This is a genomic window from Propioniciclava sp. (assembly GCF_029977985.1).
In the GTDB taxonomy this organism is placed as follows: domain Bacteria; phylum Actinomycetota; class Actinomycetes; order Propionibacteriales; family Propionibacteriaceae; genus Propioniciclava.
Window position 1 is genome coordinate 1 of sequence record NZ_JARKOT010000109.1, and the last position, 17,607, is coordinate 17,607.

The 17,607-nt window shown below is 70.0% G+C and carries 22 protein-coding genes and 2 tRNA genes; 9 read left to right on the forward strand and 15 right to left on the reverse strand.

Annotation, left to right across the window (positions count from 1 at the left end):
* Window positions 1-58: 58 nt before the first annotated feature.
* The 3 genes from Q1K57_RS06995 (at window position 59) to Q1K57_RS07005 (ending at window position 1,492) form a co-directional block, all read left to right on the forward strand.
* Window positions 59-140: transfer RNA gene (locus Q1K57_RS06995), tRNA-Leu, on the forward strand.
* A 73-nt stretch (window positions 141-213) separates the two neighbouring features.
* Window positions 214-1,101 (forward strand): ROK family protein, encoded by an 888-nt coding sequence (locus tag Q1K57_RS07000; protein WP_300080338.1) that lies wholly within the window; start codon window positions 214-216, stop codon window positions 1,099-1,101.
* A 160-nt stretch (window positions 1,102-1,261) separates the two neighbouring features.
* Window positions 1,262-1,492, forward strand: a complete 231-nt coding sequence (locus Q1K57_RS07005; RefSeq protein WP_300080340.1) for an NIL domain-containing protein — start codon at window positions 1,262-1,264, stop codon at window positions 1,490-1,492.
* Window positions 1,493-1,494: 2 nt separating this feature from the next.
* On the opposite strand, the gene Q1K57_RS07010 is transcribed toward Q1K57_RS07005, so the two are convergent.
* Together Q1K57_RS07010 and bcp are read right to left on the reverse strand one after the other, a co-directional pair.
* Window positions 1,495-2,307, reverse strand: a complete 813-nt coding sequence (locus Q1K57_RS07010; RefSeq protein WP_300080342.1) for a DUF4261 domain-containing protein — start codon at window positions 2,305-2,307, stop codon at window positions 1,495-1,497.
* Window positions 2,307-2,783, reverse strand: coding sequence for a thioredoxin-dependent thiol peroxidase (bcp, locus tag Q1K57_RS07015; RefSeq protein WP_300080344.1), 477 nt, complete (start codon window positions 2,781-2,783; stop codon window positions 2,307-2,309). Before bcp ends, Q1K57_RS07010 begins: the two co-directional genes overlap by 1 nt.
* Window positions 2,784-2,818: 35 nt before the next feature.
* On the opposite strand from bcp, the gene Q1K57_RS07020 reads away from it, so the two are divergent.
* The 4 genes from Q1K57_RS07020 to Q1K57_RS07035 all read left to right on the forward strand — a co-directional run bounded on the left by Q1K57_RS07020 (window position 2,819) and on the right by Q1K57_RS07035 (window position 6,637).
* Window positions 2,819-3,097, forward strand: coding sequence for a DUF3618 domain-containing protein (locus tag Q1K57_RS07020; RefSeq protein ID WP_300080346.1), 279 nt, complete (start codon window positions 2,819-2,821; stop codon window positions 3,095-3,097).
* Window positions 3,098-3,243: 146 nt separating this feature from the next.
* A complete protein-coding gene (locus Q1K57_RS07025; protein ID WP_300080348.1) occupies window positions 3,244-4,635 on the forward strand; it encodes an ABC transporter substrate-binding protein in 1,392 nt (463 codons plus the stop codon).
* Window positions 4,636-4,718: 83 nt separating this feature from the next.
* Window positions 4,719-5,699 (forward strand): sugar ABC transporter permease, encoded by a 981-nt coding sequence (locus tag Q1K57_RS07030; RefSeq protein ID WP_300080350.1) that lies wholly within the window; start codon window positions 4,719-4,721, stop codon window positions 5,697-5,699.
* Window positions 5,696-6,637, forward strand: a complete 942-nt coding sequence (locus Q1K57_RS07035) for a carbohydrate ABC transporter permease (protein WP_300080352.1) — start codon at window positions 5,696-5,698, stop codon at window positions 6,635-6,637. Before Q1K57_RS07030 ends, Q1K57_RS07035 begins: the two co-directional genes overlap by 4 nt.
* A 142-nt stretch (window positions 6,638-6,779) precedes the next feature.
* Here Q1K57_RS07035 and Q1K57_RS07040 read toward each other — a convergent pair.
* From Q1K57_RS07040 to bioB, 4 genes are all read right to left on the reverse strand, one after another.
* A tRNA-Lys gene (locus Q1K57_RS07040) sits at window positions 6,780-6,855 on the reverse strand.
* 332 nt (window positions 6,856-7,187) lie between these two features.
* Complete coding sequence (locus tag Q1K57_RS07045; protein WP_300080354.1) at window positions 7,188-7,910, reverse strand: glutamine amidotransferase; 723 nt, start codon at window positions 7,908-7,910, stop codon at window positions 7,188-7,190.
* The gene (locus Q1K57_RS07050; RefSeq protein ID WP_300080378.1) at window positions 7,907-9,085 is read right to left on the reverse strand and encodes a MurT ligase domain-containing protein; all 1,179 of its coding nucleotides are present in this window, start codon (window positions 9,083-9,085) and stop codon (window positions 7,907-7,909) included. The genes Q1K57_RS07045 and Q1K57_RS07050 overlap by 4 nt, the downstream gene beginning before the upstream one ends.
* A gap of 201 nt (window positions 9,086-9,286) precedes the next feature.
* Window positions 9,287-10,360 carry a biotin synthase BioB gene (gene bioB / locus Q1K57_RS07055; RefSeq protein ID WP_300080356.1) on the reverse strand — a complete coding sequence of 358 codons (1,074 nt, stop codon included), beginning with the start codon at window positions 10,358-10,360 and terminating at the stop codon, window positions 9,287-9,289.
* 99 nt (window positions 10,361-10,459) lie between these two features.
* Between bioB and Q1K57_RS07060 the strand changes: the two genes are divergently transcribed.
* On the forward strand, window positions 10,460-11,017 hold the full coding sequence (locus Q1K57_RS07060) for a TetR family transcriptional regulator (protein ID WP_300080358.1): 558 nt from the start codon (window positions 10,460-10,462) through the stop codon (window positions 11,015-11,017).
* Here the strand turns inward: Q1K57_RS07060 and Q1K57_RS07065 are convergent, their stop codons facing one another.
* Genes Q1K57_RS07065 through Q1K57_RS07085 form a run of 5 tightly spaced genes read right to left on the reverse strand, consistent with a single transcriptional unit; the run spans window position 11,018 to window position 15,044 of the window.
* Entirely contained in the window at window positions 11,018-11,626 is a 609-nt protein-coding gene (locus Q1K57_RS07065) for an energy-coupling factor transporter transmembrane protein EcfT (protein WP_300080360.1), read from the reverse strand.
* On the reverse strand, window positions 11,626-12,318 hold the full coding sequence (locus Q1K57_RS07070; RefSeq protein ID WP_300080362.1) for an ABC transporter ATP-binding protein: 693 nt from the start codon (window positions 12,316-12,318) through the stop codon (window positions 11,626-11,628). Before Q1K57_RS07070 ends, Q1K57_RS07065 begins: the two co-directional genes overlap by 1 nt.
* Complete coding sequence (locus Q1K57_RS07075; RefSeq protein ID WP_300080364.1) at window positions 12,312-13,454, reverse strand: thiolase family protein; 1,143 nt, start codon at window positions 13,452-13,454, stop codon at window positions 12,312-12,314. Before Q1K57_RS07075 ends, Q1K57_RS07070 begins: the two co-directional genes overlap by 7 nt.
* Window positions 13,451-14,443 (reverse strand): o-succinylbenzoate--CoA ligase, encoded by a 993-nt coding sequence (locus Q1K57_RS07080; RefSeq protein ID WP_300080366.1) that lies wholly within the window; start codon window positions 14,441-14,443, stop codon window positions 13,451-13,453. Before Q1K57_RS07080 ends, Q1K57_RS07075 begins: the two co-directional genes overlap by 4 nt.
* A 4-nt stretch (window positions 14,444-14,447) precedes the next feature.
* Window positions 14,448-15,044: a biotin transporter BioY gene (locus Q1K57_RS07085; RefSeq protein WP_300080368.1), complete on the reverse strand. Its 597-nt coding sequence runs from the start codon at window positions 15,042-15,044 to the stop codon at window positions 14,448-14,450.
* Between the two features lie 253 nt (window positions 15,045-15,297).
* Between Q1K57_RS07085 and Q1K57_RS07090 the strand changes: the two genes are divergently transcribed.
* On the forward strand, window positions 15,298-15,768 hold the full coding sequence (locus Q1K57_RS07090; RefSeq protein ID WP_300080370.1) for an SDR family oxidoreductase: 471 nt from the start codon (window positions 15,298-15,300) through the stop codon (window positions 15,766-15,768).
* A gap of 234 nt (window positions 15,769-16,002) precedes the next feature.
* On the opposite strand, the gene Q1K57_RS07095 is transcribed toward Q1K57_RS07090, so the two are convergent.
* The 4 genes from Q1K57_RS07095 to Q1K57_RS07110 all read right to left on the reverse strand — a co-directional run bounded on the left by Q1K57_RS07095 (window position 16,003) and on the right by Q1K57_RS07110 (window position 17,466).
* Entirely contained in the window at window positions 16,003-16,368 is a 366-nt protein-coding gene (locus tag Q1K57_RS07095) for a type II toxin-antitoxin system death-on-curing family toxin (RefSeq protein ID WP_300080372.1), read from the reverse strand.
* A complete protein-coding gene (locus Q1K57_RS07100; protein WP_300080374.1) occupies window positions 16,365-16,568 on the reverse strand; it encodes a CopG family transcriptional regulator in 204 nt (67 codons plus the stop codon). The genes Q1K57_RS07095 and Q1K57_RS07100 overlap by 4 nt, the downstream gene beginning before the upstream one ends.
* 324 nt (window positions 16,569-16,892) lie before the next feature.
* Window positions 16,893-17,252 carry a type II toxin-antitoxin system PemK/MazF family toxin gene (locus Q1K57_RS07105; RefSeq protein WP_300080375.1) on the reverse strand — a complete coding sequence of 120 codons (360 nt, stop codon included), beginning with the start codon at window positions 17,250-17,252 and terminating at the stop codon, window positions 16,893-16,895.
* Window positions 17,227-17,466 carry a ribbon-helix-helix domain-containing protein gene (locus tag Q1K57_RS07110; protein WP_300080376.1) on the reverse strand — a complete coding sequence of 80 codons (240 nt, stop codon included), beginning with the start codon at window positions 17,464-17,466 and terminating at the stop codon, window positions 17,227-17,229. Before Q1K57_RS07110 ends, Q1K57_RS07105 begins: the two co-directional genes overlap by 26 nt.
* Window positions 17,467-17,607 lie beyond the last annotated feature (141 nt).

Here is a 17,607-nt window from a genome sequence, read left to right on the forward strand (position 1 = left end):
GGACTGGGAGAGCCGCCGCTGAGCGCGGCGGCCGACGCCCTAGACTGGCCCTCGGCCGGCCGGAGTGGTGGAACTGGCAGACACGCAGGATTTAGGTTCCTGTGCCCCTGGGCGTGAGGGTTCGAGTCCCTTCTCCGGCACGCGCGCGGCCGCCGGCGTCCCAATCGAAGGGTCTGGCTGCACGTACACGATGAAGTGGAGCAAGATGAGGCCATGCGCCTCCTTGCCTACGACGTCGGCGGTTCCGCCATCAAGCACGCGATCTCCGACGAGAACGGAAACCTCACCGACAAGGGGAGCGTGCCGAACAGCTGGGACAACCACGCGGATTTCGTGGAGGCGATCGGGCAGGTGTTCGACGCCGCCCACGCTCAGGAGCCGGTCGACGGGGTCGCCATCAGTTCGGCCGGGGAACTCGACCCGTACACGGGCTCCATGTACTCCGGTGGGGCGCTGCAGTACAACAAGGGCACGAACATGATCGAGGACGTGGGCGCGCGCGTCGGCGTCCCGGTGTCGCTCGAGAACGACGGCAACTCCGCCCTCATGGCCGAGATGGCCGACGGTGCCCTGGCGGATGCCACCAACGGCATGGTGCTGGTGCTCGGCACCGGCGTGGGCGGCGGCGTGATGATCAACCGCGCGGTCTACTACGGCTCGCACTTCCACTCCGGCAACGCCAGCTTTCTGCGGGCCGATCTCGACGACCCCGATTCCAGCATCCTGGGCTTCACCGGCGGCTCGCTGGGGCTGCTGAAGGAACACGCCTCGCTCGCCGGCCTGCCCGAGGCGGTCTCGGGGCATGACTTCTTCGCCCTCGTGGACGCCGGCGACCCCACGGCCGTCGCCGTCCTGGAGGCCTACGCCCACCGGCTCGGCTCGGCGATCCTCAACCTGCAGGCCATCCTCGACATGGACGTCGTCGCCATCGGTGGGGGGATCAGCGCGCAGGCGTCCCTCATCGACGCGATCAGGCGCCACACAGACGTGGTCTTCAGCAAGACGTTCGTGCCGATCCCTGCGCCGCAGGTGCGTGCGTGCCGCTACCGCAATGACGCGAATCTCATCGGGGCGGTCCGCCACTTCCTCGCGACGCGCTGACTGCTAGCCTGTCGCCCATGACGAACAGCAACCGCCTCGTGGCCGTGTGTTGTCCGTGTTGTCGTCGCATGCGCGGCGCCCTGCTCTGACGCCGCCGTCCGGCCGCCTCGGGAGCAGGGCGATGAACCCCCTCCCGACAACACCGGCCAGAAAGCTCGTCATGACCCTCGACCTTTTCTTCGTGCAGGGCCACAGCGCCCGCGCCATCCTCGCGCAACTCGCCGCCGACCTCGGCGTCACCGCCCACCTCGTCGCCGAGCGCGTCACCACCATGGAGATCTTTCCGGTCTCCGTCTGGACCGTCCGTCTGGACGCCGACGCCGCCGCCCTCGACGCCGCGCACGCCTGGTTCGGCCGTCGCGGCGTCCACCGGCTCGCGCCGGCCGCCTGATCTCACACGGCGCGCGGCAGGTCGCCGATCTCGAGGACCTCGCGGCCGTGGATGCTCGAATGCCTGGCCCGCAAGGGTCTTTGCTCGGACGCCGTCGGTCCGACCGTCTGCCCCGGCTCGAACACGGCGCCGGACGTCAGGACGTACCGGGCCACATCGGACACGAAGCCGTACAGCTCGGCGGGCGAGCGGCGCGAGTGTTCGACAACGAGGTCGGCGTGGCCGAAGGTGTCGAGCCCCAGGGTGTACGCCGAGTGCGACCCGTCAGCCTCGGGCAGGACCCACACCGAGGTCCACAGGTCCGCCGGCACCTCGCGCGCTTCGACCGCGGTCGTGAAGGCGCGCGCGTATGCGTCCGCGGGGAAGCACGTGCTGGTGTTCGAGCTGAGGACCGCCACCGCGCCGTCGATCCGGGCCAACTGCGTCGCCACGACGGAGAAGACCGTCGACTCCTGGATCGCCTGCGCCCGGGGGGCGGGCTTGTCACCCGGGTGCAGCACGGTGAGGACCACGTGGCTGCGGTGGTTCTCCACCGGCGCCGTTTCGCCCTGCCACCACACCGGGTGACAGGCGCGCAGGGTCGGCTCGGTGTCGAGGGGCGCGTCGTTGGTGCCCAGGAGCGCGGTCGCGGCGTCCACGGTGACCACGACCGTCGCGATCTCGCCCTTGCCGGGCACGCTCAGGTTCCGCACCTCCACCGCGTCCCCGAACTCCGGTCGCAGCGCGTCGGCGATCTCGGATGCCGCCGGCGCGCCCTGGGAGAAGAGGACGAAGCCGGACTGGGGCGTCCGGATGGAGGGGTGAACGAACGCCATCAGATGCCCAGCTCGCGGCGGAGCTTGGCGACGTGTCCGGTTGCCTTCACGTTGTACTGCGCGACCGCGATCGTGCCGTCACCGGCGGCGTCCACGTCGACGACGAAGGTGGACCGGATGACGCCCGTGATCTCCTTGCCGTAGAGCATCTTGGTGCCCCAGGCGCCGTAGGCCTCCAGCACCGACCTGCCCGGATCGGCCAGCAGCGTGACCGTCAGCGACTCCTTGGCGCGGAACTTCTGCAGCTTCGCCGGGTCGTCTGGGGAGATGCCGAGCACGTCGTAGCCCGCAGCGGCGAACTCGGCCGCAGCGGCCGTGAAATCGACCGCCTGCGTGGTGCAGCCGGGGGTCAGCGCCGCCGGGTAGAAGTAGACGACGACCCGGCGTCCGGCGTAGTCCGCCAGTGAAACGAGCGTGCCGTCGGCGTCCGGGAGGGCGAAGGACGGGGAGCGGTCGCCCACCTGCAGCTTGGCCATGCCACCACCCTAGCTTCTGGCATAGTCTGGGCCCCATGCCGACCACCGAAGAGATCCGGGCCGAGATCGCCGCCGCCCGCTCGCGCCTGTCCAGCAACATCGAGGGCCTCATCACGCAAGCCCACCCGAAGGCCGTCGCGGCCAGGACGGTCCAGGATGCCAAGACGCTGGCGGCCGCGGAGATCGACGGGGTCAAGGCCCAGTTCGTGGACGCCTCGGGCACCCCCCACTACGTGCGCATCGGCGCCCTGGCCGCCGCGATCATCGGTTCGGTGGCGTTCTTGGTAGTGGTGCGCAGCATCGCGCGCGGCTGAACCGTTTCGGTGACAATACCAACTCTGTAACAAACGCTTTCACACGCACTCTTCTTCGTGTCACCTGCGTTAGTGTTTGGGCCGTCCTGTAGGACTGCGGTGCCACCGCTGGCGCCGCACCTCGACCCACACAGAAGTGAGGATTGATGTCGAAGAAGCTCATGCGGGCTGCCGCTGCCGCCATGTCGGCCGGCGCTCTCCTGACGTTCACCGCGTGCTCGTCGGGCACGTCCGGCACCACAGCCCCCGGCGGTAGTGGAACCCAGGCCACCGACTGCGCAGCGTACGAGCAGTACGGCGACCTGTCCGGCAAGACCATCTCTGTCTACACCTCGATCGCCAGCGACTCGGAGGCCCAGCCGCACATCGACTCGTTCAAGCCGTTCGAGGAGTGCACGGGCGCGAAGGTCGACTACGAGGGCAGCCGCGAGTTCGAGAACCAGCTCCCCGTCCGGGTGCAGGCGGGCAACGCGCCCGACCTGGCCTACTTCCCGCAGCCCGGCCTGCTGCAGTCCATCGTGACCTCCTACCCGGACGCCGTCGTCAAGGTCGGCGCCGACGCCGAGGCGAACGTCGACAAGTACTACAACGAGGCCTGGAAGATGTACGGCACCGTTGACGGCACCTACTACGGCATCCCGATCGGCGCCAACGCCAAGTCGTTCGTGTGGTACAGCCCGAAGATGTTCTCCGACGCCGGCTACGAGGTGCCGAAGACGTGGCAGGAGCTCATGGACCTCACCGCCAAGATCGCGGCCGACAACACCGACGGCACCACCAAGCCGTGGTGCGCGGGCTTCGAGTCCGGCGGCGCGACCGGCTGGCCGGCCACCGATTGGGTCGAGGACATGATGCTCCGCGTGGGCACGCCCGAGCAGTACGACCAGTGGGTCGGCCACGAGATCCCGTTCAACGATCCGACCGTCATCAAGGCCATCGACCAGGCCGGTTCGATCCTCAAGAACGAGGCGTACGTGAACGGCGGCCTGGGCGGCGTCTCCACGATCGCGACCACGCCGTTCACCGACGCGGGCTTCCCGATCCTCGACGGCACCTGCTACATGCACCGCATGGCGTCCTTCTACCAGGCGAACTGGCAGGAGGCGCAGGCCGACGTGTCCGTGGCCGAGGACGGCGACGTGTGGGCCTTCGCCCTGCCGGCCGAGACCGCCGACAGCGTCCCGATGCTCGTGGGTGGCGAGTTCGCCATGGCGTTCCGTGACGCCCCCGAGGTCGCCGCGCTGCAGGCCTACCTGACCAGCCCCGAGTGGAGCAACGCCAAGGCCATCGCCACCCCGAACGGCGGTTGGCTGTCGGCCAACACCGAGCTCGACCCGGCCAACCTGGCCAAGCCGATCGACAAGCTCTCCTACGAGCTGATCACCGCTGAAGGCGCCGTCGTCCGCTTCGACGGCTCCGACCTCATGCCGAGCGCCGTCGGCGCCGGTTCCTTCTGGAAGGAGATGACGGACTGGGTGGCTCTCAACAAGAGCACGCAGGACGTCGCCAACGCCATCGAGGCCTCCTGGCCGGCGTGATCGCCTGACACCACTTCAGCAGGGGCTCCCTCGCGGCGCACGCCGCCTCGGGGGAGCCCCTGTCGGATGAGAAAGGAAGTCGAATGGACTGGTTGCTCCAACCGGACTCGATGGGCATGAAGTTCGTCGTGATGCTGATCGCGGTCCTGCTGTTCGCCCTCGTCATGGCCGCGGTCCTCCTCCTGGTGGACCGGCCCAGCCTGCCGCGCTGGGTCGCGGCCACCGGTTACCTCGGCCCGTCGCTGCTCCTCATCGTCATGGGCCTCATGATCCCGGCGTTCATGACGATCCGTAACTCGCTCTACGCCAACGACCAGTCGACCTTCGTCGGGCTGGACAACTACGCAGCGATCTTCAGCCAGGACCTGTTCCTCGTCGTGCTGCGGAACACGTTCTTCTGGGTGCTCGTCGTGCCGCTGCTCTCGACCGCCCTCGGGCTCGTGTACGCCGTGCTCGTCGACCGCACCCGGTTCGAGAAGTTCGCGAAGACCCTGATCTTCCTGCCCATGGCCATCTCGATGGTGGGCGCGTCGATCATCTGGCGGTTCGTGTACGAGTACAAGCCCGCCGGAGCCGACCAGACCGGCCTGCTGAATCAGATCCTGGTGCTCTTCGGCGGCCAGCCGCAGCAGTTCCTGATCAACCCGCCGATCAACACGTTCTACCTGATCATCGTCATGGTGTGGATCCAGACCGGTTTCGCCATGACCGTCCTCTCGGCGGCCATCAAGGCGATCCCGGACGAGACGATCGAGGCGGCCAAGATGGATGGCGCGACCGGCTTGCGTCTCTTCTGGCAGATCACGGTGCCGAGCGTGCGCCCGGCCATCATCGTGGTGCTCACCACGGTGGCCATGGCCACCCTGAAGGCCTTCGACGTGGTCCGGACGATGACAGGTGGTCAGTTCGACTCCTCCATCATCGCGCTGGAGTTCTACACGCAGACCTTCACCCGCCAGGCGGGCGGCATCGGTGCGGCACTGGCCGTCCTGCTGTTCATCCTGGTGACGCCGATCATCATCTACAACGTGCGCCAGATGCGCATCACGGAGGGGGAGCGATGAGCGACACCACCGGCGGCGCCACCGCGGCCGCCACCACGAGCAGCGCCAACCAGGCGCACGGTCCGGTCCGCAAGCTGACCCGCGCCGAGCAGCGCAAGGAAGACAACAAGACCCGCTTGGCTTCGCCGGCGGCGTCCGTCATCGCGATCGTGATCGCCGTCTTGTGGACGATCCCGACCGCGGGCCTGCTCATCACGTCGTTCCGCGAGCCCGGCGACATCCGTCGCACGGGCTGGTGGACATCGTTCGTGAACCCGAACTTCAGCCTCGTCAACTACGAGACCGTGCTGACCGGGTCGGGTGACCTCGTGAACCCGTTCATCAACTCGCTGATCATCACGATCCCGTCGGTGATCATCCCGATCATCCTGGCCCTGCTGGCGGCCTACGCGTTCGCGTGGATCGACTTCAAGGGGCGCGACTGGCTGTTCGCGGCGGTGTTCGCACTGCAGATCGTGCCGATCCAGGTGACGCTGGTGCCGCTGCTCACCCAGTACGTGCGCTTCGGCATCGCGGGCAGCTACTGGACCGTGTGGCTCTCGCACACGATCTTCGGCCTGCCCCTGGCGATCTTCCTGCTGCACAACTTCATGCGGGAGATCCCACGGTCGCTCATCGAGGCGGCCCGGGTGGACGGCGCCGGCCACGTGCGGGTGTTCTTCCAGGTGCTCATGCCCCTGCTCGTGCCCGCCATCGCGTCGTTCGGCATCTTCCAGTTCCTGTGGGTGTGGAACGACCTCCTGGTCGGCCTGACGTTCGCCAGCGCTGAGTACCGGCCCATCACCGTGATGATCGCCGAGATGGTCGGTAGCCGTGGGCAGGCGTGGCACGTGCTGTCGGCGGGTGCGTTCGTGGCCATGCTGCTGCCGGTGATCGTGTTCCTTTCCCTCCAGCGCTACTTTGTCCGCGGCATGCTCGCGGGCGGCGTCAAGGGCTGATCCCGGGCTCTCGCCACCCAACCGACACCCGTCGAGCCGCTCGGTTCGGCGGGTGTCGTCCGTCACGGCCTCGCCTATGTCGTCCGGAGAGACGAAGAACGGCCCTCGCGGGTGGGCGAGGGCCATGTCGATTCGTCGAGCGTGGTACACCGCCAGGGACTCGAACCCTGAACCCGCTGATTAAGAGTCAGCTGCTCTGCCAGTTGAGCTAGCGGTGCGCGAGGACAAACTTTACTCCATCGCCGGCTGATCCGCGAAATCGCCTGTGGACGCCGCCCCTCGCCCCTGGGAGCCCCCGACGCGGGTGGTAAGAGCTCGCGCCAAGGATGAGCTCGCTCATTCTCGGATATGGGTGTGAGTTCAGACCCATATCCGAGAATGAGTGCACTTGCTTCTGGCGAAGCTGGCGCCACCCACGGCTGGGGGCGAGAAGCCGCGTCGACGGACAGGGGTTTCTCGGCGCGGACAGGGGTTTCTCGGCGCGGACCGGGGTCTCTCGGCGCGGACCGCGGGGTCCCTCGGCGCTGAACTCGGGGGGCTTGTCGGCAGGTCAGCGACGAGCGAAGGCGATCCGCTCGCGGCGTAGACCGTCGTGTTCGATCTCGGCGCGGGTCAGAGGTTCCAGCTGGCGGTCGAGGGCCAACTCGAGGAGGTGGTCGGCGAGGGCGGGGTTGCGGGCCAGCACGGGGCCGTGCGGATACGTCCCGATGACGCGGCCCTGGACGGCTCCCTCGGTGCCGTCTCCGGCGTTGCCCACCCCCTTCTCGACGTGGGCGAGCGGGGCGGCGTCCGAACCCAGATAGGTGTAGCCGCCGTGGTTCTCGAACCCGGTCAACACATACTCCGAGCCGTCCGGGCGCGTCCAGCGGGTGAGGATCTCGCCGACCGCACGCTCTGCGCCCCGGCGGGTGGTCACGTCGAGCAATCCGAGACCCTCGCGCACCTCGTCGTTCTCGCCGATGGTGAACGTCTGCCCGCAGATCTGGTAGCCGGCGCACACCGCGAACACCACCGCCCCGTTCTCCACCGCCCGGAACACGGTGCCGTCCCGTGTGAGCTCACGGACGGCGGTGGTCTGCGCGTTGTCCTCGCCACCGCCGAGCAGGTACAGCGAGCCGTCGGCCGGCAGCGCCTCCCCGGGTTCCACGACGACCACCTCTGCGGCGATGCCGCGCCAGGCGAGCCGCTGGCGCAGGACGAGGCTGTTGCCCTGGTCGCCGTAGATGCCGAGCAGCGACTGGTAGACGAGCACGATCTTCACGGGAGCGGTCATCGCAGGCCTGCCATCTTGAGGAGCTTCTGGAACGGGGTGTAGGTCGCGATCAGATCCACCGGCTGCGGCGCCACGGAGGCGAGCCGCAGGGCGTCGACGAGATCGGTCGAGATCTCGTGGTCCACCTCGGCGTAGGCGAGCCGGACGGCCAGGTCGAACGCCCGCGGCCCGGTGCAGATCACCTTCTTGCCCCGCAGTTGCTCGAACTCGACGTCCCACAGCCAGCTCACGTCCTTGCCGTCCGCCGCAACCGAGTCGATGGCCAGCACCACCGTCGAGGTCTCCAGCAGCGGCAGCGACTCGGCCCACCCGGCCGGGTTCTTGCTCAGCACGAGCCGGAACTGGTTGCCGTCGATCGTCGCGATCGAGAACCGGCCGGCGGGGGAGCGCACCGTCTTGAAGCCTGTCAACGCCGCCTCCGTCGGGACTCCCATCTCGGACGCCGCCGCGAGCGCCATCGCCGCATTGCTCACGTTGAACTTGCCGGGCACGTTCAGCTTCAACTCGACGACACGACCGTCCGGCAACTGGACGCCCTGGCCGCGAACCACGTAGTCCGCCTCGGGTTCGGTGAGCTCGCAGCCGGGGCAGTCCCAGCGGCCGGTGGGGGCGTCTGGGCCGGGGTTGTCGCGGGTGAGGAGCGAGCCGCAGGCCGGGCACAGGGCGGCGTCGGCCATCCAGGTGGTGGCCGTGTCGACCCAGACGACACGGCGCGCGGCCCCTGCGGCCCAAGTCACCAGCGGGTCGTCGGAGTTCGCGATCACCACGGGCCCGTCGGCGCCGGCCTTTTCGAGAGCTTGCCGCCACGCCCGGCCGAGGAACTTGATCTCGTGGTTGCGGTCGAGCTGGTCGCGGCTGAAGTTGAGCAGGACGAGCACCTCGGGGCGGCCGTGCGCGATCATGTCGGCCACGACGCGCTCGTCGGTCTCGAGAATCGCCACGTCGGCCTTGGGGGCCTTCGCCAGAGCGGACGCGATGCCGTAGTGCAGGTTCGCGCCGTCGGCGTTGGTGACGAGGCGGGCGGCGTCCGCGCCGAGGTGTTCGCGCACGGCGGCGGCCAACAGGTGAGTGCTCGTGGTCTTGCCGTTCGTCCCGGTCACGGAGGCGATGCGACGCCCGGCCACGAGCAGTTGGAAGGCCTTCGGCTGCACGCGGGTGAGCACCTGCCCGCGGATGGACGCCCCCGATCCCTTGCCGAGACGGCGCGACACCCACGCGGCGCTGTCTCCGAGGGCCACACCGATGCCAAGGCGCACACGGTCGAACGGGGAGAGGTCAGCTCGCACCCGGCCATTCTGCCCGCTTCGCGGGTTCTCTGCCGCACGCTTCACGGTGCGGCCCGCTCGGCACGCGGCATCGCTCTGGCCGCGCAGTGGTCAGGCGTTGGCCAGCACGTCGGTGCCGACACCGCGCCTGCGGACGGTCACGGTGGGCGCCGGCGGCGTCCGCACCGGCTGAGGTGCCTCGCCGTCGACGACCAGACCGGCGTCGGCGATCATCGCAAGGTCGAGCCGGCCGGCCTGGCCCTCGCTGGTCAGGTAGTCGCCGAGGAAGATCGAGTTGACGATCTCGAGCGCCCGCGGCTGTTGCGTGCGGAGGTGGGCCTCGCGGCCGGCGCCGGCGCGCACCTCGACATCGGGGCAGACGAGCCGGACCATGGCCAGGATGCGGAGGCACTGCTGGGGGGTCAGCTCGGCGCGGCCCGCCATCGGGGTTCCGTCGAAGGGCAGCAGGAAATTGACGGGCACCGAGTGCGCCCCGGAGGCACGCAGGGCGAAGACGACGTCGACGAGTTGCTCGTCGGTCTCGCCCATGCCGGCGATGAGCCCCGAGCACGGCGACAGCCCGGCCCGCTTGAGGGCCTCCAGGGTGCGCTCGCGATCGGCGTAGGTGTGGGTGGTGCAGACCTCCCTGTAGTGCGACTCGGCCGTGTTCAGGTTGTGGTTGTAGGCGTCGGCCCCACCCTCGGCGAGGGCAGCCGCCTTCTCCTCGTCGACGAAACCGAGACACACGCAGATCTCCACCTCCGGGTGGGCGTCCTTGATGCCCCGCACCAGCCCGTTGACGCGCTCCACGTCGCGGTGCGACGGGCCGTGCCCGCTCGCCACGAGGCACACGCGCCTGGCCCCGCCGGCGATGCCCGATGCGACCGCCTCACCGATCTGTTCGGGCGAGGCCCAGGAGTACGTCAGCACGCCGGCCTCCGATCCCAGGCGCTGCGAGCAGTAGCCGCAGTCCTCCGGGCACAGGCCGCTCTTGAGATTGACCAGGTAGTTCAGCTTGACGCGGTTGCCGAACCAGTGGCGTCGCACGCGCGACGCCGCTGCGACGAGACCGGGTAACGCGTCGTCGGTTGAGCGGAGAATGGCCACGGCGTCCGCCCGGTCGATCGACTGGCCCGCGCTCCCGAGGTCCACGAAGCGGTCGAGTGTCTGCTGGTCGAGGGTCACGATCTGCTCCTGTGCGAGAGTGGGACACGACGCTGGCACGCCCACTTGAACTGTGTTCAAGTGGGTCGCACTCTACACCGGGACCGGAGGTGACCCCCCATGGCAGTCCGCCGAGCCGACGTGGTGGCCGCGGCGCTGGGCATCCTCGACCAGTTCGGCCTCGCCGACCTCACGATGAGACGCGTGGGCAGCGCCCTCGAGGTGAAAGCGGGTGCCCTGTACTGGCACTTCCCGAACAAGCAGTCCTTGCTGGCGGCGGTCGCCGACGCGATCCTCGCCGAGGTCGTCGCTCCCGAACCGGGGCCGTGGCGTCCCTGGCTCGCCGCGTGGACCGACCGCTTGCGCACCACACTCCTGCGTCATCGGGACGCTGCCGAGCTGGTCTCCGCCACGCTCGCCACCGGCCTGGGAGCGGTGGACCTCGGGACGCCGCCGGCGCGGGTGCTGCACGGCGCCGGTCTGGGGGAGGCGGACGCACGCGCGGCGGCGCGGGCCTTGGTGCACCTCACCCTCGGGCAGGTCAGTGAGGAGCAGACGCGGGCGACCTTGTCGGAGGTGGGCGTCGTCTCCGGGCATGACCCCGAGGCGGCCGCGCGTGACCACGCCGCCGGGGTGGCGCTCCTGCTCGACGGGCTCGCGTTCCGCCTGCGCGACTGATCAGTCGTCGACGCCCCGTGCCACGAGGGCCTCGCCCAGGGCGTCCGCCTCGCGGAGCGCGCGGACGATGAGGGGCACGAGGAAAGCTCCCACGCTCGTCGTGGCGCGCCGCGCGATCTGCGCCTCGCGCACCTGGGCGGCCAAGCCGGCCACGAGGGGCACGCAGCGGATCCCCACGAGCAGGAAGATCCCGACCCGCTCGGGGTCCACGCCGAAGCGGCGCAGCCACCCACTGGCCCGGACGACGGCGTCCACGAGGGACGCGGTCGGGCTGGTCAGGGTGACGAGCGCAGCCAGCGACACGAGCACCACGATCATGCCGGTGATCGCGACAGCGCGCTCCCACCCGCTCGCCCACACGTGCATGGCGGCCGTCAGAGCCAGGATCAGCCACATCGGTCGGATCTGCCGCCACCACAGGCCCACGGAGAAGCCGGCCGCGAGGTACACCACGACCGTCGCCGCGACGAGCGCGAGCACCACGAACCACCACCGCTGAGCCACCACCGACACCATGCCGACCGCCAGCAGCGCGAGCAGCTTGACGCCGGGCGGCAACCGGTGGAGCAGGCTCGTGCCGGGTTGGTAGAGGCCGAGGGTGCTGCGCATCAGGCGTCCATCAGCCGGCGGTAGTGCGCCAGCGCCTCGGTGGGGGCGGCGTCCGCGACGACCCGGCCGTCGTCGAACACGAGGACGCGGTCGAAGCCGTCGAGCAGGTGGAGGTGGTGGGTGGCGAGCACGACGGTCTGGCCGAGGTCGGCGATGGTGCGTCCGATGAGGGCCGCGTTGCGCAGGTCGAGCAGGGTCGTGGGCTCGTCCATCACGAGGGCGGCGGGTTCGGTCACGAGCACGGACGCCAGCGCCAGCAGTTGCTTCTGTCCGCCGGAGAGCAGGTGGGCGGGGTGATCGCGGTGGCCGTCGAGACCGAAGCGAGTGAGAAGGGCGTCGACGCGCGCGGCGCGTTCCTCCTTGCTGAGGGCCGATTTGCGCAACCCGAAGGCGACGTCCTCGGCGACGGTGGGCATGATGATCTGACTGTCGGGATCGGTGAAGAGGAAGCCGATGGTGCGTCGGACGCCGGCGGCGTCCTTGGCCGTGTCGAGGCCGTCGACGACGACCCGGCCCCGGCTGGGCACGATGAGCCCGTTGAGCAGCCTCAGGAACGTGGACTTGCCCGAGCCGTTGTGCCCGACCACGCCGATCCGTCGCTCGGTCAGGGTGACGGAGACGTCCCGCAAGACGGTGCGGCTCGCTGGTCCGGCGGTGTAGGTGTGGGTGACGTGGGCGATGTCGATCAACATGCTTCCACCACGATCGCGGATCCCTGGCCGCCGGCGATGGCGATGGCGGCGAGCCCGATCCCGCCGCGTCCTGAGCGCACGAGTTGGCTGAACAGGCGCGTGACGAGAACCGCCCCCGAGGCCGCCCACGGGTGACCGATCGCCAACGCGCCGCCCTCGGCGCAGTTGCGCTCCTCGTCGATGCCCAGCGCGTCCAGGCAGACCAATACCTGCCCGGCAAAGGCCTCGTTGCACTCGATGGCGCTCAGGTCGTCGACGCCGAGCCCCACCTCGGCCAGAACAGCGCGAGCGGCCGGCACGAGCCCGAAGCCGGGATGCCGCGGGTCGCTGCCTGTCGTCACGACGCCCAGGACGCGCAGCCCGGGGACGGGAGCACCGCCCGCACGCAGGGCGTCGTGCGTGGCGGCGTCCACCATGAGGACGCCCGCCGCGCCGTCGTTCACCCCGCACGCGTTGGCGGCGGTCACGGTGCCGTCGGGGCGGAAGACGGGCCGAAACCGCGCGAGACGTTCGGGGGTGAAGCCGTCCCGCGGACGCTCGTCGTGGTCGAGCCCGGGCTGCGGAACGAGTTCGGCCGCGAAGGCGCCGGACGCCCGGGCCGCGATGGCGCGGGCGTGGGACCGGCTGGCGTAGGCATCCTGGCGGGCGCGCGTGATGCCGTGCTCGGCGGCCAGCAGATCGGCGGCTTCACCCATCTCCGGATCGCCGTAGGTGGGAGGGGCGAACGGGGCGCGTTCGAAGGGCACGGGCGCGGCGCCGGCCACCGCGGGCCACGCGGTGAGTGGTTGCGTCGAGACCGACTGCGCGCCACCGGCCAGCACGAAGCCGGCCTGGCCGCGCAGCCGCCACGTGGCCACCTCGATCGCCGCGAGCCCGGAGCCGCACTGGCGGTCGACGGTGAGGCCGGGTACGGCCGGGTCGACACCGGCGGCGAGGGCGGCGTAGCGGGCCAGGTTGCCCCCGGGGCCGCGCAGGTTGCCGAGCACCACCTCGCGCAGGGCCGTCGGGTCCGGGCAGGACTCCAGCAGCCGTCGGAGCACGCTGGTCGCCACCTGGTCGACGGTCTGGGAGGCGAGCGCTCCGCCTGCGGTGCCGATCGGCGTGCGACAGGCGTCGATGATCACGGGTTCGTTCATCGGGCCACCTCCGCGGCCGCCCAGTGGGCCAGGGCGACGGGATCGACCTTCCCGGCGGGGGTGGTCGGCGGACGGGGATGGACCAGCCAGCGACGCGGTCGCTCCGCCCCCGCCAGATGGGCGCGGGCCCAGCGGCGGGCGGCCGCGAGGTCGTCGGAGGTGGCGACGACCGCGGTGAGGACGTGCCCCAGCGCCGCATGGGGCACACCGACGAGGCGCACCGGTGCGGTCGTGTGTGCCGACAGTGCGGCGGCGACCGGGGCGAGCGCCACGGTGCTGCCGCCGGTGGTCACCCAGCCGGGCCGCCCGAGCACACGCACGTGCGTGCCGGCGAGCGTGGTGTGGTCGTCGACCGTGGCGAAACCATCGGCGTCCCGCTGCCAGGCCCCTGCGGGCGACCCGGGGGCGGGGCCGTCCGACAGCCAGGGCGACCGCACCCAGAGGACGCCGTTGCGCACCTGCGCTTCCACCTGGTCGAAGAGGTGCAGGTCGGCGGCGGATGTGCCCCAGGCCACGAGCGACAGTTCGGCCGCTCCGTAGTAGTGGTGGACCTCCAGCCCGGCCGCCCCGGCGCGTGCGCTCAGGCGGTGGCCCAGCCCGTCACCCGCGACCAGGACGCCGCGCAGGGACGCCGCGGGCGGCGGCCCGTCGTCGAGCAGGGTGGCCAGCCCGGTCGGAGTGAGTTGGGCCCAGGTGGCGCCGGCGGCGTCCGACCCCCAGGAGGCGCCCACGGACCGGGCCACGCAGGCGGCGAAGAGGTTCATGGTGGCGTCGAGGGGGCCGGGGATCCACAACCGGTCGGTGGAGCCGAGCCCGAGGCGTCCGGCCACCGGTGCGAACGAGTCCACCCAGCTGGCGGTGGTGCGCACGAGGGTTCGCGGACGCCCCGCCGACGTGCCCGACGTGCGCACCGCCACGCGCCGTCCTGCGGCATGCGCGGCGTCGAAAGCGGCGACGGGGTCGGGGTGTCCGCTGAGGAGGACCGGCATCGGGTCAGACGTGAGCAGGGGCAGCAACCGCGTCGGGTTGGCGCTGCGGCAGCAGACCGGGGTAGCTGCGGTGCACTGCCTTCGCGACGAACGTGGCGAGCACCACCTTGATCGTGTCACCCACGATGAAGGGGCTCATGGCGAGCGCTGCTTGCCCGAGGCTCATCTGCGACACGACCATCATGCCGACCATGCCGACCAGGTAGAGCACCACGATGCCGAAGAGGGCATTGATCGCCAGGCCCAGGCCGATGCGGTAGGGCGCCCCGACGCGCTCGGTTAGCCAGCCGATCAGGAAGGGGACGACCGCATAGCCGATCAGGAAGCCGACGGTGGGGCTCAGGAACACCCCGATGCCGCCGCGTCCCCCCGCGAGCAGGGGGAGGCCGAGGGCGACCAGTGCGATGAAAAGGGTCTGGGAGAGTCCGCCACGCCGGCCGCCGAGCACGGCCCCGGCGAGGATGACGCCGAACGACTGGGCTGTGATGGGGGCGGGGGAGAAGGGGGTGTAGAGGGGCGGAAGCAGGCCGAGCGCCGCGGTGAGGGCGGCGAAGACGGCGATGGTGGCGAGGTCGCGCGCGGTGATGGAACGGGACGACATGCAGGGTCCTCTCAGCGGGTGTCGGAGCGGAGTCTAGTGTGTTCGGTCCCGTTCTTGAACAGTGTTCAAGGAGAGCCTCCAGCGTCGTCCTCGCCGCCGAGCACTCCAACGCCGGCGCCGTGGACACCCACCGGGCTGCAGGCTTCCAGGCCCGGCCCACGGTCCGCGACCTCACCCGCCGCCTCCGACGAGTCAGGCGAGGATCCGATCGGCCATCGAGGTGTTGGGTCTGCCAGGATGACGTGGGGCCGGCGTGTCGCCGGTGCAGGCGAGCGCCCAGGCCGTCATCGCGGTCGACGTCGTGGGCACCGACTTGGTGCTGGAGGAGTTCGGACGCCTCATCGCGCCCGGGGGCTCGGGGATCGTCATCGCCAGCCAGGCGGGTCACATGCTGCCGGCGCTCGACGAAGCCACCAGCCGCGCCCTCGCTCGGACGCCGGCCCGCGAGCTGGCGGAAGTGCCGGTGCTGGCGTCCGTCACCGGCTCGGGTCACGCCTACGCCCTGGCGAAGCGCGCCAACATCGTGCGCGTGCAGGCGGCCGCACTGACCTGGGGCGACCGCGGGGCCCGCGTCAACTCGATCAGCCCGGGAATCATCATGACCCCGCTCGCCCGCGACGAGATGAGCGGGCCCGGCGCTGTCGGCTACCGGGCCATGATCGACGCCTCGCCCGCCAAGCGGGGGGCACGCCGGACGAGATCGGCGAGGCGGCCGCGTTCATGATGGGCGCCCCCTTCCTCACTGGTGCCGACCTCCTCATCGACGGCGGGGTCATCGCGGCCATCGCGGGTGGGCGGTACCAGTTGGGTGGCGGTGCCTCGTCGGAGGCCAGCGCGTAGGTCTCTACCGCCTCGGTTGGGACGCTTGGGCCGGCCTGGGCTGGGAGCCGGTGGTCTACGTTGCCCGTCATGATCACGGACAGGGAGCGACCGACACTGACGCACTCATCGAGCGCCCTCAGTGCCATGTGGCGAGGAGCGCAGTGATCGCTGTGAGATCGGTGGTCTGGCCGCTGGCGATCGCGACCACGAGGTCGTAGGCGTCGTCGTCGGGGGCGTCGAGAGTGACGCCGTTGAGTCCGTAGAACACCACAGCGGCGAGCCAGCCGAGCCGCTTGTTCCCATCGACCAGTGCGTGGTTGCGCACGATCGAGTCGAGGACGGCGGCCGCCTTGGCGTCCAGACTGGGGTAGGCATCGCGCCCCCAGAGGCTGGTTGCAGGCCTAAGAACGGCCGACTCGAGCAACCCCAAGTCGCGTGCCGGCCCCACCTCGAGGTCGTCGACCAGGATGAGCAGGTCCTCCAGCGTCAGGTGGACGGTCACCGACCGAGCCGGTCGAGCAGGTCGGCGTACCGGTCACGGGCGGCCGCGGACAGGGCCCGGATGTCGCGTTCGTGACCGCGGCGGGCGGCCACTTCGTGGATGGCTCGGATGGTGGCTTCCTGTCGGCTGATGCCGTCCTCGGCGGCCAAGACGGCCAGGACCCGCTCGTCATCGGGGGTCAGTCGCAGAGTCATCGCCATGCCACGAAGATACCACTCTGGTATCACGCGCGAACGCCGCCGAGCGGAAGATGGAAGTGAGTCCGAGGTCGCCGGCGAAAGCGCGTGCCCCGACGCGAGCGACGTCCGGACTTGCCTCGTGGGCAATGGTTCACGACTCGGAAGAGGAGTCGGTCAGCGGCGCGGCTCGTGATCTGCTCGGGGGCGGATCGCCACGACACCCATGCCTTCTACGAAAGGCGGGGGACGCCGCCACCGGACTCCGACTCACCAAGCGCCTCTGGCGCCCGTCCCGCAGCGCGGCGCGACGACCCTAGGCATAAGACCTGCAATGCCGCAGGTTGCTCAGAGTTGAAGGTGCAGACGTAGGGCGTCGTCGAGTTGGGCCATGAGGTGCACAGGCACTCGGCCGATCGCTGGTCCGACTCGTTCCACCGAAACCGAACGTACCTGTTCAACCTGGGCCTTGGAATTGGTGTGGATCCCGGTCTCGGCCGCCTCAAGCAGCACCTGGAACGGAAACGCCCGGGCGATGTTGCTTGTCACGGGGACCACAGTGACCACTCCACGGCCAAGCCTGGCGGCAGTCGCGTTGGCATTGTCGTTGCTGACGATGATCGCCGGCCGTCGCTTGTTGGCTTCGCCGCGGCGGGCTGGCTCAAGGTCGACCAGCCGAATCTCACCGCGGAGCATCTGCCAGGCCATCGGCGACAAGGCCGTCCCATGCCTGGGCGTCCTCGGAGGAGTCCCACTCTTGCCAGGCCGCCTCGTACGCGGACTGGAGTTCGGGATCGCCGAGCAGCCGGATCGCTTGCTGGAGCGCTGCGGAGCGAGACTTGAGACCGGATGCGCGTGCGTACTTGTCCAGCGCCTCGACCTCTCCTTCGGAGAGACTCACGCTCAACTTCACCTGACTCATGCCACCACGATACTACTCCCATGCTACCGGGGTAGCTTTCGCACATCTGCCGCAAGGTCCCTGAGAGAAACCCCGAAAGAGAGACCGGCCCTGGCGCGGAGCCAAGGCCGGTTCATCGGGGTGAGTAACGGGACTCGAACC

Bases quoted from the DNA above. Each gene is read 5' to 3' on its own strand.
- Q1K57_RS07000 (WP_300080338.1), top strand. From the start codon at position 214: ATGCGCCTCCTTGCCTACGACGTCGGCGGTTCCGCCATCAAGCACGCG.
- Q1K57_RS07005 (WP_300080340.1), top strand. From the start codon at position 1,262: ATGACCCTCGACCTTTTCTTCGTGCAGGGCCACAGCGCCCGCGCCATC.
- Q1K57_RS07010 (WP_300080342.1), bottom strand. From the start codon at position 2,307: ATGGCGTTCGTTCACCCCTCCATCCGGACGCCCCAGTCCGGCTTCGTC.
- bcp (WP_300080344.1), bottom strand. From the start codon at position 2,783: ATGGCCAAGCTGCAGGTGGGCGACCGCTCCCCGTCCTTCGCCCTCCCG.
- Q1K57_RS07020 (WP_300080346.1), top strand. From the start codon at position 2,819: ATGCCGACCACCGAAGAGATCCGGGCCGAGATCGCCGCCGCCCGCTCG.
- Q1K57_RS07025 (WP_300080348.1), top strand. From the start codon at position 3,244: ATGTCGAAGAAGCTCATGCGGGCTGCCGCTGCCGCCATGTCGGCCGGC.
- Q1K57_RS07030 (WP_300080350.1), top strand. From the start codon at position 4,719: ATGGACTGGTTGCTCCAACCGGACTCGATGGGCATGAAGTTCGTCGTG.
- Q1K57_RS07035 (WP_300080352.1), top strand. From the start codon at position 5,696: ATGAGCGACACCACCGGCGGCGCCACCGCGGCCGCCACCACGAGCAGC.
- Q1K57_RS07045 (WP_300080354.1), bottom strand. From the start codon at position 7,910: ATGACCGCTCCCGTGAAGATCGTGCTCGTCTACCAGTCGCTGCTCGGC.
- Q1K57_RS07060 (WP_300080358.1), top strand. From the start codon at position 10,460: ATGGCAGTCCGCCGAGCCGACGTGGTGGCCGCGGCGCTGGGCATCCTC.
- Q1K57_RS07065 (WP_300080360.1), bottom strand. From the start codon at position 11,626: ATGCGCAGCACCCTCGGCCTCTACCAACCCGGCACGAGCCTGCTCCAC.
- Q1K57_RS07070 (WP_300080362.1), bottom strand. From the start codon at position 12,318: ATGTTGATCGACATCGCCCACGTCACCCACACCTACACCGCCGGACCA.
- Q1K57_RS07075 (WP_300080364.1), bottom strand. From the start codon at position 13,454: ATGAACGAACCCGTGATCATCGACGCCTGTCGCACGCCGATCGGCACC.
- Q1K57_RS07080 (WP_300080366.1), bottom strand. From the start codon at position 14,443: ATGCCGGTCCTCCTCAGCGGACACCCCGACCCCGTCGCCGCTTTCGAC.
- Q1K57_RS07085 (WP_300080368.1), bottom strand. From the start codon at position 15,044: ATGTCGTCCCGTTCCATCACCGCGCGCGACCTCGCCACCATCGCCGTC.
- Q1K57_RS07100 (WP_300080374.1), bottom strand. From the start codon at position 16,568: ATGGCGATGACTCTGCGACTGACCCCCGATGACGAGCGGGTCCTGGCC.
- Q1K57_RS07105 (WP_300080375.1), bottom strand. From the start codon at position 17,252: ATGGCCTGGCAGATGCTCCGCGGTGAGATTCGGCTGGTCGACCTTGAG.
- Q1K57_RS07110 (WP_300080376.1), bottom strand. From the start codon at position 17,466: ATGAGTCAGGTGAAGTTGAGCGTGAGTCTCTCCGAAGGAGAGGTCGAG.